At 28.1% G+C, this 14,583-nt stretch carries 13 protein-coding genes; 3 read left to right on the plus strand and 10 right to left on the minus strand.

Translation table 11 applies throughout. The annotated features are described in order from the left end of the window. Positions 1-2: 2 nt before the first annotated feature. Entirely contained in the window at positions 3-3,131 is a 3,129-nt protein-coding gene (locus tag ACIJYA_RS06190; RefSeq protein ID WP_435088079.1) for an efflux RND transporter permease subunit, read from the plus strand. Here ACIJYA_RS06190 and ACIJYA_RS06195 read toward each other — a convergent pair. Beyond that, a complete protein-coding gene (locus tag ACIJYA_RS06195) occupies positions 3,121-3,720 on the minus strand; it encodes a lytic transglycosylase (protein ID WP_435088081.1) in 600 nt (199 codons plus the stop codon). The two genes, ACIJYA_RS06190 and ACIJYA_RS06195, sit on opposite strands and share 11 nt — an antisense overlap. Next, positions 3,717-4,097 (minus strand): VanZ family protein, encoded by a 381-nt coding sequence (locus ACIJYA_RS06200; RefSeq protein ID WP_435088083.1) that lies wholly within the window; start codon positions 4,095-4,097, stop codon positions 3,717-3,719. Before ACIJYA_RS06200 ends, ACIJYA_RS06195 begins: the two co-directional genes overlap by 4 nt. Positions 4,098-4,140: 43 nt before the next feature. Between ACIJYA_RS06200 and ACIJYA_RS06205 the strand changes: the two genes are divergently transcribed. Beyond that, entirely contained in the window at positions 4,141-4,854 is a 714-nt protein-coding gene (locus ACIJYA_RS06205; RefSeq protein ID WP_435088085.1) for a 2,3-bisphosphoglycerate-dependent phosphoglycerate mutase, read from the plus strand. On the opposite strand, the gene ACIJYA_RS06210 is transcribed toward ACIJYA_RS06205, so the two are convergent. From ACIJYA_RS06210 to polA, 7 genes are read right to left on the minus strand one after another with little or no spacing between them, the layout of a single operon-like run. After that, positions 4,832-5,521 (minus strand): nucleotidyltransferase family protein, encoded by a 690-nt coding sequence (locus ACIJYA_RS06210; RefSeq protein WP_435088087.1) that lies wholly within the window; start codon positions 5,519-5,521, stop codon positions 4,832-4,834. The two genes, ACIJYA_RS06205 and ACIJYA_RS06210, sit on opposite strands and share 23 nt — an antisense overlap. A 1-nt stretch (position 5,522) precedes the next feature. Continuing rightward, a complete protein-coding gene (locus ACIJYA_RS06215) occupies positions 5,523-6,473 on the minus strand; it encodes a phosphotransferase (protein WP_435088089.1) in 951 nt (316 codons plus the stop codon). Positions 6,474-6,482: 9 nt separating this feature from the next. Beyond that, a complete protein-coding gene (gene tsaE, locus ACIJYA_RS06220; RefSeq protein ID WP_435088091.1) occupies positions 6,483-6,938 on the minus strand; it encodes a tRNA (adenosine(37)-N6)-threonylcarbamoyltransferase complex ATPase subunit type 1 TsaE in 456 nt (151 codons plus the stop codon). Next, positions 6,922-8,208, minus strand: coding sequence for an adenosylhomocysteinase (gene ahcY, locus ACIJYA_RS06225; protein ID WP_435088093.1), 1,287 nt, complete (start codon positions 8,206-8,208; stop codon positions 6,922-6,924). Before ahcY ends, tsaE begins: the two co-directional genes overlap by 17 nt. Positions 8,209-8,251: 43 nt before the next feature. Beyond that, positions 8,252-9,793: an ATP-binding protein gene (locus ACIJYA_RS06230; RefSeq protein ID WP_435088095.1), complete on the minus strand. Its 1,542-nt coding sequence runs from the start codon at positions 9,791-9,793 to the stop codon at positions 8,252-8,254. Beyond that, the gene (locus tag ACIJYA_RS06235; protein WP_435088097.1) at positions 9,793-10,500 is read right to left on the minus strand and encodes a response regulator transcription factor; all 708 of its coding nucleotides are present in this window, start codon (positions 10,498-10,500) and stop codon (positions 9,793-9,795) included. The genes ACIJYA_RS06230 and ACIJYA_RS06235 overlap by 1 nt, the downstream gene beginning before the upstream one ends. A gap of 49 nt (positions 10,501-10,549) precedes the next feature. Then, a complete protein-coding gene (polA, locus tag ACIJYA_RS06240; protein WP_435088099.1) occupies positions 10,550-13,324 on the minus strand; it encodes a DNA polymerase I in 2,775 nt (924 codons plus the stop codon). Between the two features lie 115 nt (positions 13,325-13,439). Between polA and ACIJYA_RS06245 the strand changes: the two genes are divergently transcribed. Further along, positions 13,440-13,991 carry a biotin transporter BioY gene (locus ACIJYA_RS06245; protein WP_435088101.1) on the plus strand — a complete coding sequence of 184 codons (552 nt, stop codon included), beginning with the start codon at positions 13,440-13,442 and terminating at the stop codon, positions 13,989-13,991. Here ACIJYA_RS06245 and ACIJYA_RS06250 read toward each other — a convergent pair. Continuing rightward, complete coding sequence (locus ACIJYA_RS06250; RefSeq protein ID WP_435089273.1) at positions 13,984-14,547, minus strand: ActR/PrrA/RegA family redox response regulator transcription factor; 564 nt, start codon at positions 14,545-14,547, stop codon at positions 13,984-13,986. The two genes, ACIJYA_RS06245 and ACIJYA_RS06250, sit on opposite strands and share 8 nt — an antisense overlap. Between the last annotated feature and the right edge of the window lie 36 nt (positions 14,548-14,583).

Raw genomic sequence — 14,583 nt, forward strand, 5'->3', positions numbered from 1 at the left:
AAATGTACATCACCGAAGTAAGCATAAAACGACCTGTAGTAGCATGGGTTCTATCTTTAATACTTATTGTATTTGGTTTATTTGTTTATTCTGAACTGCCGGTAAGAGAGCTACCTGATGGTTTACAGCCACCTGTAGTGCAAGTTAAAGTTGATTATAAATCTGCGTCAGCTCCAATTGTAGATCAAGAAATAACTCAGGTTATCGAAGATGTTATTGGAGGAGCAGAAGGAATTAAGAATATTGACTCTAAGTCTGAAAACGGAAGAAGTAGTATTAACATCGAGTTTGATACGGATATTGAGCTTGATGATGCCGCAAATGACATAAGAGAAAGAGTGGCTAGAGTAGTCGATAATCTTCCTTCTGAAGCAGATGCTCCACAAATATTAAAACAAGCAGCAGGTTTTACCACAACAATGTGGCTTTCTGTTTCATCTTCAACATGGTCGGATTTAGAACTTGGCGATTATGCAGATAGATATTTAGTGGATTCTTTCTCAAGTGTAAAAAATGTTGGAAGAATTCTACTGGGAGGTCTTAGAGAACTTAGTGTTAGAGTTTGGATTGATCCTATTAAGCTAGCTGCAAATGATATGACTATTCAGGAAGTAGAAAATGCACTTAGAAATGAAAACATAAGTCTGCCTGCTGGAACTTTGGAAGCAGATAATATAGATCTAACAATTAATTTAGATAAATCCTATAACAATATTGATGAATTAAAATTTTTACCTATTAAAAGAACAAAAGATAAAATAGTTAGATTATCAGATGTTGCAAATGTAGAATTAGGTCCTGTTTCTGAAAAAACATTATTTAAAGCTCAAAGTAAAAATAATTTAAATCAAAAAACAGTTGGTATTGGGATTTATGCCAAGAGTGGTGCCTCAACAGTTGAGCTATCAAAAGAAATCCAAAAAAAAATTGTTGAAGTTAGAAAAACTTTACCAGAAGGTCTCAAGTTAGAAGTTTCATTTAACAGAGCCACATATGTTAAGGCAGCAATTGATGAAGTTTATAAAACTCTAGCAATTGCATTTGTTTTGGTTGTAATAATAATTTATTTATTTTTAGGTAATATTAAAGCAGTAATAGTTCCTGCTGTTGCTCTACCAGTTAGCTTAATTGCATCATTTTTAGGTATTTATTTATTTGATTTATCAATAAATATTTTTGTGCTTCTAAGTTTTATACTAGCAATTGGAATTATAACCGATGACTTTGTTATTATGACAGATGCAATATATAGAAGAATAGAAAATGGAGAAAATCCATTAGTTGCTGCATATAAAGGGTCTAAACAAATTACTTTTGCAATTGTTGCAACAACTTTAATTTTACTTGCTGTTTTTATTCCATTGATTTTTATTAAAGGAATATCAGGAACTTTATTTAGAGAGACTGCTATAGCTTTATCTTTTTCAATTGTTGTATCATCATTTGTTGCTTTAACTTTGTCACCAATGCTTGCGAGCAAATTTTTAGATAAAAAAGCTAGTTCTGGATTCTTTGTAAAAAAATTTAATATTTTTTTTCAGGGTTTTTCTAATTTTTATAAAGAAACATTAAACTATTGGATTAATAAAAAGAAAACGATAATAACTTTTATTTTTTTAATTATAGCTGGATCTGTGGCTTTATTTATGTACACAACTAAAGAGCTTCTTCCAAAAGAAGATAGGGGTGTTTATTTAGTTATTGGTTTTACAGATGAAGGAAGTTCGTTTGATTATACACAACAAAAAGCTCAAGATGTAGAAAAAAGATTGCTTCCATTGCTACAGGCTGAAGATAGTCCTTACAATAAATTCATCATGAGAGTTCCAGGTTTTGGAAGCTCTGCAAATTCATTTAATAGTTTTATCATAATTGCTTTACTAGATGATTGGAAAAAACGAGATAAAGATGCAATGACAATCATGAGACAAGCTATAGGCAAGATAGTAACTGTACCTCAAACTTTAGCTTTTCCAATTTCACCTCAAGGGATAAGGGTTTCCAATTACAATAAACCAGTCCAAATGGTAATTTTAGGAAGTACCTACGAAGAACTAGAAGGTATTCAAAAAGAAGTTATAAGTAAACTTAGAAGAAATAGAGGATTGTCAAGAATTGAGTCAGATTTTAATAGGAATAAACCAGAAGTAAAATTAGTTATAAATAAAAATAAAGCTAAAGATTTAGGAATATCGACTAGATCTATTGGTCAGACATTAGAAACTTTATATGGTGGTAAAAGAGTTACTACATTTAACAAATTAGGAAAAGAATATCCAATTATTCTTCAGCAATATCTTGTTGATAGAAAAGATAAAGATAGTTTGAGCAAGCTATTTGTAAGATCTAGCATAACTGGTGAATTAATCTCACTATCAAACTTAGTTGATTTAAAAGAAGAAGGGTCTGCAAAAGTACTAGCAAGATACGATAGACAAAGAGCAGTAACAATATCAGCGAATGTAAATCCAAATTACTCGTTATTTGAGGCAATTGAATATCTGGAAAATATTATGTCAGAAGTTGCGCCCACAAACCAAATTACTTGGAAAGGTGAGTCTGAAGAGATCAAAGAAACTACCAATGAACTTTATATTATTTTTGCACTTGGTTTACTCACAGCATATTTAGTAATGGCTGCAACATTTAACTCTTTTGTCCACCCATTTATAATTATGCTTACAGTGCCATTGGCTGTTTTTGGTGGTTTAGTTTTTATTCTATTTTTAAATAGCTCAATAAATATTTTTTCTCAAATTGCTCTTGTAATTTTAATTGGGATATCAACTAAAAATAGTATTTTAATTGTAGATTATGCTAATCAAATAAGAACGACAGGTAAAGATTTGGTAAGCGCAGTAAAAGAAGCATCTAGTTTAAGATTTAGACCAATTATGATGACATCTATAAGTACCATGATAGCAATGATGCCTTTAGTAATTGGAAATATTGGACCAGGAGCTGGAGAAGCATCTAGACTAGCTGTTGGAGCAACTATTCTTGGAGGAATGATAATTTCTACTTTCTTTACACTATATGTGACACCAACAATGTACTTGGCACTTGCCAGAAATAGTAAAAGAATAGACTCGGTTGATTTAGAGTTAAAAAAAGAATTATCTAAAAAATAATATATTTATTTCTGCTCAGTGAGGTGCCACATTCTTTTAGCTGATTTTTATAAACATTAGATTGTTTCTCAACCCTTTTTGCCAAATTAATTATTTTTTTATTTTTTTTATAATGTTTATAATTTCCCCATCCTTCGTGATAAGCAACATATTGTTTAAAAGCATCAGTTTTTGGTATATTTAAATTAGTACTTGATTTATTGGTGTACCATCCAATAAAGTCAACACTATCCTTAAACCTTGTTCTAACTGCAAGTTTATTTCCTGTTTCTTTTTTATATTGTTCCCAGGTACCATTTACGGCTTGAGAATATCCAAATGAACTTGAGGGCCTTTTGTAAGGAATTACTTTAAAAAGTTTCTGTCTAGGGGGTTTGGCAAGCCAATCAAAATCTGACTCCATTTTAATTATAGCAAGTTGCAAATAAACAGGTGTACCCCACTTTACTTCTGATCTTTTTGCATGTTTAAACCATAAATATCTTTCACTAAATATTGAACAACTATTTGAAGTATTTTTAGGAACTGAAGAACAGCCTGCAATTAATATAACTAAAATAAATAAATAATTAATTTTTAAAATTTTCATTTTTTTTTAAAAGCGTAAAATATAATTATTACTATAATCACACCCACAAGGTTTCCAAATAAATCAGAAAATTCAAAACTTCTCTCCGGTATAAAGTAATGCAATATTTCAAGTATTATGGACAAAAATATTAAATAAATACTTAGAAATTTTAATTGTTCAATTTTTTTATAGGTAAAAAAACCAACAAAAGAAAGAATTAAAAAAGCATAAACGTGATTAGATGAGACTATAAGATTGGGGGTAATTTGTGGTTGTAAACTTGCATCATTATATAAAAACCAACCTAGAATACTCCCCGGGAATAAATATAAAATAATTATAATGAAATTGCATAAGTAAAAAAAAAATTTATATTTTGAAAAATAATTGATCATTAAGAATAGTTTTATTTATCAAATTGATCTAAAAGATAAACAAATGAGTTATTTAATTTTAGTAAGACATGGACAAAGTGTATGGAATCTTGAGAAAAAATTCACAGGTTGGGTAGATGTAGACTTAACTGAAAATGGCAAGTTGGAGGCTCAAAAAGCTGGTGAATTAATAAAAACAAATAATATAAACATTGATATTTATTATTCATCTTTTCAACTAAGAGCAAAAAATACCTTAAAATTAATAAAAAAAACATTGCAAGATACAAAAATTTCGAAAGAAGCCTGGCAATTGAATGAGAGACACTATGGGGCACTCACAGGTTTAAATAAAGATGAAATGAAAATAAAACTTGGTGAAGAAAAAGTTCATCAATTTAGACGTTCATGGGATTTGCGACCAGACCCTTTAGATAAAAACAATCCTTATCACCCTATTAATATTGATACCTATAAAAAAATACCAATCAATAAAATTCCTGATACGGAGTCTCTTAAAGATACTTATGAAAGAGTATTAGATTTTTATAAACAAGAAATTGAAAATGAGATTTCTAACAATAATATTTTAATATCTGCACATGGAAATTCGATTAGAGCATTATGTAAATATTTATTTAAATTAGATAAAAATCAAATATCTAAATTGGAGATTCCAACTGGAAATCCACTTGTAATAAAATTAGATGAAGAGAATAAAATTACAGATTGCAAATACTTAGATAAAGAAAGAGCTAAAGATCTTGTAGTTTTTTAAAAGTTTCAAGATCAGTTAAATGATAAAAATCATTATCAGTCTCAAATCCATATAGTTCTTCTTTTTCAATTAGATCGTTCCATACATTTGTTATTGAAAAAATTTTATCTTTATAATCAGATAGAAGTTTTTTATTCATAATTTGGCAACCCGTATAAATAAATTTACTCTCATTATTTTTTATGATTAAATTTTCTTTAAGATCAAAATCACCATTTAAATTTTTATCAAAACTTAATTCTTTTTTTACTAATAAAAGTATATTTTTTATTTTTTTGGAAAAATACATATTTTCCATTTCAATAATTTCATTGAAATAATTTTTCCTCCATATTGTATCTGGGTTAAATATTAAAACATTATCTTCACTTGTATGTTTCATCATATTGTTTATTCCGCCACCTGTATCAAGAATACTCTCACCATCTTCAATAATTGAAATTTTAGATTTAAATTTTTTATTATTTATAAAATCATGAATTTGATCTTTTAAATAAAAAGTATTGAGAATAATTTGCTGTATACCCAAACTTTCGATTAGATTAATACAAGTTTCAAGCACTGCAATATTGTTTAATTTGATCAAAGGTTTGGGAATATTTAGTGTCAGTGGATTTAATCTTTTTCCAAATCCTGCACATAAAATAAAGGCTGTATTAATTTTCATTTTACTTATTTATAAATTTAGGGAAATTAGTTGCCAATAATAACTTCAAATTAATTAAATCTTTATTTTTACTCATCCTGCTATCAATCATATTCCAGGCATATGGAATAAGTTTTAAATATTTTCTTTTCTTATCTCTTTCTGCCAATCTCATGAATATTCCAATAATTTTTAAATTTCTAAGAACAGATAAAATATCAAAATCATTTTTGAATTTATTTACATCAATTGTTTTATTGGTGTTTAAATAATAGTTGTACACCTTATCTTTTAATGAATTGGGTGTTTTATATCGGACATCATCAATTAAGGACGCTAAATCATAGGCTTTGTTTCCAATAAGAGCATCTTGATTATCAATTAATCCAATTTGATTTTTGGAGTTTATGATTAAGTTTGAAACATGAAAATCTCTATGGACAAAAGTATCATTTTTAAAGTTTAGTTTTGATAATACCAACTTAATTTCTTTATTAAATTTACTATTGAATATATTAATTTTTTTTTTATTTAATTTTTTTGGAACATACCAATAACTAAATAACTTTGCTTCATCTAATAAGATCTTGCTTTTATAATCTTTAATCAGGTAAAATTTATTTCTAAAATTTTTAATTTTTTTATCTTTTACTAATTGAATTTTATTTAAAATATTAATTATTTTCTTAAATATTAAATATTGATTTTTTTTATTTCTTGAAAATATTTGATAAATAGTTTTTTTTCCCAAATCATGTATTTCAATATAATTCTTTTTATAATTTTGACTTAATAATTTAGGGGCAATTATATTATTTTTAATTAAGATTTTATTAATTGAGTCATAAATTAATAAATTTTTAATTTTTTCTCTATTTGAAAACACTACAATTGAATTTTTTTTAGTATTTCTGTAAAATTTTCTAAAAGAAGCATCTCCTTTAATTTCCCTAAAATCTTTTGAAAGTTTCATATTAAAAGATCAGTCTAGACCATCAATTTTAACAGATCTATTATTTAATTCATTTTCATAGTTAAAAATTAAATCTATGGCCTTGTTAAAGTTTACTTTATTAATTAATTCTGGCCACTCAATAAGTGTTATTGTATTTTGATTATTATCAAATAAATCTAAATTCTTAACTTCAGACTCATCTTTTAATCTAAATAGGTCATAATGTTTAATAATTAAATCATCTGTCTCATATTCATTAAGTAAGTTAAAAGTTGGACTTGTTACTTCTGTAGTTTGTAATTTTTTTTTTATTTGAAATTGATTAATTAAATATTTTACAAAAGTAGTTTTACCTACCCCCATTTCTCCATATAAAAAGATTACTTCGCCACCTGTCAGATAATTGGAAAAATTCTTAGCTAATTCTTTGGTCGTCTCTTCTGAGGATATATCTATTATGCTATTTTTAATAGCGATAGGCATCTGGTTTGAATGGACCTTCAGTTCCAACACTTATATAATCTGCTTGTTCTTTGGATAATTTTGTAAGTTTAGCACCAACTTTTTTTAAATGAAGAGTTGCAACTTTTTCATCCAAATGTTTAGGAAGAACATAAACTTTATTTTCATAATTTTTATGATTATTCCAAAGCTCAATCTGTGCAATTACTTGGTTTGTAAATGAAGCACTCATAACAAAACTTGGATGTCCAGTTGCACAACCTAAATTAACTAGTCTACCTTCTGCCAATAGAATAATTCTTTTTTTGCTTGGCAATTCTATTTCGTGAACTTGTGGTTTAACTTCACTCCATTTATAATTTTTAAGAGCTTCAACTTGAATTTCATTATCAAAGTGACCAATATTACATAAAATTGCTCTATCTTTCATATCCCTCATATGGTCAGCAGTAACAATATCTTTATTTCCTGTGGCTGTTACAACGATATCAGCTCTGCTAATAGCTTCTTCCATCAAAACAACTTCATATCCTTCCATTGCAGCCTGTAATGCACAGATTGGATCTGCTTCAGTAACTAAAACTCTTGCTCCACTTTGTCTTAATGATGCTGCGCTTCCTTTACCTACATCTCCAAAGCCCGCTACGATTGCAATTTTTCCTGACATCATTACATCTGTTGCTCTTCTAATTCCATCCACTAAACTTTCTCTGCAACCATATAAATTGTCAAATTTTGATTTAGTAACTGAGTCATTAACATTAATCGCTGGCACTAAAAGAGAATTATCTTTTTCCATCTTATTTAAAGCTTTTATTCCTGTAGTAGTCTCTTCTGAAACTCCTTTTATATCTTTCATCAAATCTTTATATTCATTATGCATAATTGCAGTTAAATCACCGCCATCATCTAAAAGCATATTTGGTTTCCAATCAGGTTTGCCAATAATAGTTTGTTTGATACACCAGAGATATTCCTCTTCAGTCTCACCCTTCCATGCATAAACAGGTATTCCAGCCTTGGCGATCGCAGAAGCTGCATGATCCTGAGTTGAAAAAATATTACACGAAGACCATCTTACCTCAGCCCCTAGAGCAACCAATGTTTCTATCAATACAGCTGTCTGAATAGTCATATGCAAACAACCAATAATTCTTGCTCCTGATAATGGTTTAGTTTTTGAATACTCTTCTCTTAAAGCCATTAATCCTGGCATTTCACTCTCTGCTATCGAAATTTCTTTTCTACCAAATTCAGCTGATGATATATCTTTGACTTTAAAATCTTCCATGGAAAAGTTTTATACAGTTAACAACAAATTAATCAAGATAAGATTAAACGCTTGGAAAATTTATCTCTACGATAGCACCATCTCTATCTAATCGATTTGATGCTACAATTTCACCATCATGAAGATCAACTAAATTTTTAACAATATTCAATCCAAGACCTGAATGTTCTCCAAATTTATCTGGTCTATTGCTATAAAATCTTTTGAATATTTTTGATGTATCTATCTCTTTAAAGCCTTGGCCATCATCAATAATTTTAACCACAATTTTTTTATTTGCAGTATTGGATATATTTACAAAAATATTTTCTCCTTCTTTACAAAATGAAATTGAATTATCCAATAAATTAGCAATTATTTGCTCAATTCGGTTTTCGATACCATTAATGATATATTTTTCATTGCCATCATTTTTATAATTAATTTTAATATTTTTTTTAACTCCTTGGATGTTGTTATAATCATCTACAACAGATTGAATAATTGGCTCTATATTGATTTTTTTCATCTTTTCTTTACTAAGAGCTACTTCATCTTTTAACATCTGTGAATAATCAGTTATTAATCTTTCAATTCTCAAAACATCATGGCTAAGAATATTCAATAATTTTAATCGTTGTTCAGAGTTGTTACTGTCTTGCAATATCTCAGAAGCACTTTTTAAAGATGCAAGTGGGTTTCTTATTTCATGAACTAGATCTGTAGAAAAATTCTCAGCATGAGCAACTCTTTTTTGAAGTTCAATTGTCATATCATCCAGTGAATTTGATAAAAGTCCTAATTCATCATTACGACTTTTTAAACTTTCAATATTTGTTTTGGTTTGACTTTTGTCTTTAATAACTTTTGTATAGCTTACAAGGTTTTGTATTGGTTTAATAAAATATCTACTCAAAACAAAAGAGAAAATAAGAATTACAAAGCCTACAGCAATTGCGGTTCTAGTTACAAAAGCTTTCCTTTCATCAGTGGCAATTTTGATATCATTGGCATTTTCAGTAATGGCAATGTATCCAATATTAGAATTATCTTTAATTACATTTTTAATTGTAATTAATTTAAATTGATTAAGATCCTCCTGTATGAATGTATAAGAATTTCCATAAGCGTCAGAATTTAAATATTTTTTTAATATTTTTTCATAAGTAAAGTTCTTATTTTCAGTTAAATTATTATTTTCATTTGTATTATTTTTGTCATTTTCATTATCATTCAAACTTTCAAATTCAATTTCATCTAATCTTGTAGAAAAAGATCTTGGATCAAGATCTAAGGTATCTGTGTCACCTACTATATTTAAATCATTATCAAAAAAGATCACTCTATCAAGGTTTTGAAATATAAATCGTGTTGAAAATAAAAACTTTCTTATATCTTCAACATCAAATTTTACATCAAGTCTTACAAGAGTATTAATAGTGTTATCTATTACATTTACGTGTTTTACTGATTTTTTTTTAATTAGATTAGGTTGAACGCTGTTTAGATAAATAAATGTAAATAAACTAATAATTGTAAAAATTATAAAATTTATAAATAAAAATTTTTTTAATATAGATAGACTTTTTAAGTATTTACTAAACATTAGCTAACATTCCATCTATATCCACTACCATATCTAGTTTCAATAGCTGAAAAATCAGGGTCTACTTTTTTGAATTTTTTACGAATTCTTTTAACATGACTATCGATAGTTCTATCTTCAATATCAGTGTCTTCTCTATAAGCAATATCCATTAATTGTGCTCGTTCTTTAATAATTCCAGGTCTTTTTGCTAACTCTTTAACAATTAAAAATTCTGTTGTAGTTAACTTGTCTGGGAGCTGTTTACTGTTCCACTCACACTCAAGTTGAGATGGGTCTAATTTTAGCTTACCGTGTGAAATTAAACTTTTATTTTCCTCTAAAATATTATTCGTATCTTTTTTTCTTAGCTGAACTCTAATTCTTTCAATCAAAACTTTAATTGAAAACCCTCCAGATTTTTTTACAAAATCATCTGCTCCTAATTTCAATCCAAGCAACTCATCAATTTCATCGTCTTTGGATGTCAAAAAAATTACTGGTAGAGATGTTTTTTTCCTAAGTTTTTTAAGCAATTCTTCTCCATCCATTTTAGGCATCTTTATATCGATAACTGCTAAATCAGGAGGTGTTCTAGTTAGACCAATTAATGCACCTTCTCCATCTATATAAGTTTGAACTGTAAAACCTTCTTTTTCTAAAGCTATACTTAAACTAGTTAGAATATTTCTATCATCATCTATTAAAGCTATAGTTTGTTTATGCATTCCTTATATAAAAATACTAAATTGTTCTAAATTGGGCAATCTAATAAAATTAATGAAGCATTCCCCAATTATCTCCAACATTAACATCAACAGTTAGTGGAGTTGAAAATGAATGATAATCACTTTGTGCAACACTGGTCATTTCTTCTTTTATTAATTTGATCATCATTTTTTCATCTTTTTTTGGTACCTCAAATATTAATTCATCATGGATTTGCAAAAGCATTTTAGATTTAATGTTTTTTTGTTCTAACAATTTTTTGTCTAATCTAATCATTGCTAAACGCATAATTTCTGATGCCGACCCTTGTATAGGCGCATTGATTGCAGCTCGTTCTTGAAAGTTTCTCACATTGAAGTTTTTATCATTAATTCCATTAAAATGAGATCTTCTACCAAAAATATTATTTACATAACCACTTTTTCTACAAAACTTAATAGTAGTATCCATATAAACTTTTATTTCAGGAAATTTTCCAAAGTATGCATTTAAAAATTCTTCTGCCTCATAGTTTGAAACATTAATTTGTTTTGCTAAGCCATATTGTGAAATTCCATAAATAATTCCAAAGTTAATTGCTTTAGCTTTTCTTCGATGATCTTGATTTACTTTTTTAATATCAATATTAAAAATCTGGCTAGCTGTTAATGAATGTATGTCTTCATTATTCTTAAAAGCCTTTTTAAGCTCTTTAACATCTGCTAAATCTGCTAAAATTCTCATTTCAATTTGATTGTAATCTGCTGAAATTAACAAATGATCTTTTTTTGCAGCAAAAGCTTTTCTGATATCTTTTCCATCTTCTGATTTAATTGGAATATTTTGTAAATTTGGATCACTTGATGCCAATCTACCAGTTGTAGTTGCCGCTAATAAGAAAGAAGTATGCACCCTTTTTGTTGTTGGATTAATATGTTCTGGTAAAGAATCTGAATAAGTATTTTTTAGTTTTGATACTTGTCTCCAATCTAAAACTATTTGAGGAAATTTATGCCCTTTAAAAGCTAAATCTTCTAAAACACTTGCACTTGTTGCAAAGCTTCCTTTTTTTGTTTTTTTTAAACCTGCAATCTTTAAATCATTATAAATAATTTCACCTAATTGCTTTGGTGAGGCTATATTAAATTTTTTTTTTGAAATTTTAAAAACTTCTTTTTCTAAATTCTTAATTTTTTTTTCAAATTTTGAAGAAAGTGATTTTAAAAATTTGCTATCAACCTCAATTCCTTCCATTTCCATAAAGGCTAGGATTTTAATTAATGGTTTTTCAAATATTTCATAAATATTTACCATTTTTTCTAACTTTAAATTTTTAATAAATTTTTTATATAATCTAAAAGTTATATCAGCATCTTCTGCTGCATAATCTTTAGCTTTATCAACCTCTACATCACTAAAATTTATCTCTTTCTTTCCAGTTCCAACGATTTCTTTAAAAGATATTGTTTTATGTCCTAAATGAATTTCTGAAAGTATATCCATATTATGTCTATTTTTTCCTGCATCTAACACATAAGACATAAGCATTGTATCTTCCATTGATGAAATTGTTATTCCTTGCTTATATAAAACTATAAAATCAAACTTAATATTTTGACCAATTTTCTTAACACTTGGATCTTCTAATAAAGGTTTTAATTTTTTAATGACAATATCTTTCTTGATACATTTTGATGATTTATGCCCTATTGGAATATAACAAGCTTTACCAATTTTGGAACATAGAGAAACGCCTATTAAATCTGCTTGATGTGGATCTAAAGAATTTGTTTCTGTATCCACTGCAACCTCTCCTACTTCTTCAGCTTCTTTTATCCATTCATCTATTTGATCAGGATCGCTAATTAAGTGATAGTTCTTATTATTGATTGGTTGATGTTTTTCTGAAGCTTTTGTTTTATCAGATATGTCTTTTAGTTTTGGTTCACCATATGCAGAAATAACAGAACTTAAAAGTCGGTTAAATTCCATCTCTCTTAAAAATGTATAAAGTTTATCTTTATCTATTTCTTTTAGTCTAAACTCTGTCAAATCTCTGTTAGTTGGAACATCTTTCATTAATGTTACAAGTTTTTTACTAATCAATGCTTTATCTTTATTTTCAATTAATGTTTCTCTTCTTTTATTTTGTTTTATTTCACTAGCTGACTTTAAAAGTTTTTCTAAAGTTCCGTATTTATTAATCAGTTCAGCAGCTGTTTTAACTCCTATACCAGGTACACCTGGAACATTATCACTACTATCACCAGCGAGAGACTGTACATCGATCACTTTTGCTGCATCAACTCCAAATTTTGTAAAAATATCTTCTTCTGAAATAAATTTATTTTTCATAGGATCAAAAATTCGAACACCTTTTTTATATAATTGCATCAAATCTTTGTCTGACGAAACAATTGTAACTTTAGCTCCCTTCTTCAGTATTTTTTCCACATAAGTAGCAATTAAATCATCCGCTTCATAATTGGGTAGATCAACCGATGGTAAGTTGAAAGCTAGTACTGACTTTCTGATATACTCAAATTGAGGCGCCAAATCATCAGGTGCCTCTGAACGATTAGCCTTATAATCACTATAAATATCATTTCTAAATGTCTTTCTTGCTGAGTCAAAAATTACTGCAAAATGTGAAGGTTTTTGTAAATTTTGCTCTGACTTTGAGTCTTCAAGTAATTTAAAAAGCATACTGCAAAATCCACTAACAGCACCTGTTGGTAGTCCATCACTTTTTCTAGTTAATGGTGGTAATGCATAATAGGCTCTAAAAATATATCCTGAGCCATCAATTAGGTAAAAATGATCTGTTTTTTGAATTTTATCCATTAAAATATCGTTAAATATTACAGTCGTATTAAAATCTGTATATAAAAAAATTTCTTTTTTTTAAGATCATTAATTATATCTAGATTATTTTAATGTTTGATAGTATCATTTTGATATGGAGTTAACTAAAAATATATCTCAAACTAAATTAATAAAATCAATATTAGCAATAGTACTTGGATCTATAGCACTGACCATATCAGCAAAAATTAAAATACCTTTTTATCCAGTTCCAATGACTATGCAAACATTTGTAGTTCTATTTTTGGGTGTAAGCCTTGGATATAAAATGGGGCTTGCGAGTATTGGGCTGTATTTGTTTGAAGGAATTTTAGGTTTACCTGTTTTTTCAAATTCTCCTGAAAAAGGGGTTGGATTAATTTATTTTACAGGCCCAACTATGGGTTATTTAATCGGTTTTTTAACTGCTGGCTACTTAGCCTCAAAAGTTAATAGCAAAGACAGCCTTTTATTAATTTTAGCTAAACTAACAATAGCAACTTCTACAATTTATATGTTTGGATTATTATGGTTAGGAACACTTATTGGGTGGGACAAGCCAATTATAGCTTTAGGAGCTCAGCCATTTCTATTAGCAGAGATATTTAAAGTAGTGCTTTTAGCCTTGATAACGAAGCAAATTTTAAAAATTAGAAATTTTATCTAGGGGATCTTTTAGAAAGAATTCTTTGAAGAGTTCTTCTATGCATTTTTAATCTTCTTGCAGTTTCAGAAACATTTCTATTACATAATTCAAATACTCTGTGTATGTGTTCCCATTTCACTCTATCTGCAGACATTGGATTTTCTGGAGGAGCAGCTTTTTTTGCAGGATCTGCAAGTAAAGCTTTTTCTACATCCTCTGCATCAGCTGGCTTTGCAAGATAATCTATGGCACCCTCTTTAATGGCTGCCACTGCGGTTGGGATATTTCCATAACCAGTCAGCATAATTATTCTACTTTCGCTATTTGTATTTTGAATTTCTTTTACAACCTCTAATCCGTTACCATCTCCAAGTCTTAAGTCTACTACCGCAAAACCAGGCTTTTTCGCTTTAACCGATTCTACTCCTTTTTGTACACTCTCTGCTTGAATAACTTCAAATCCTTTTTTTTCCATAGCCCTTGCCAGTCTCTCTCTAAACGGATTATCATCATCAACTATAAGTAGAGATTTATTATCAAAATCGTTAATATTTTTAAGGACTACTTGTTCTTTCATTCGACTAATATGGTGATTAGCTATCATAATTCAATA

The sequence above is a fragment of the Candidatus Pelagibacter bacterium nBUS_29 genome, from assembly GCF_051200905.1.
Lineage (GTDB): Bacteria > Pseudomonadota > Alphaproteobacteria > Pelagibacterales > Pelagibacteraceae > Pelagibacter.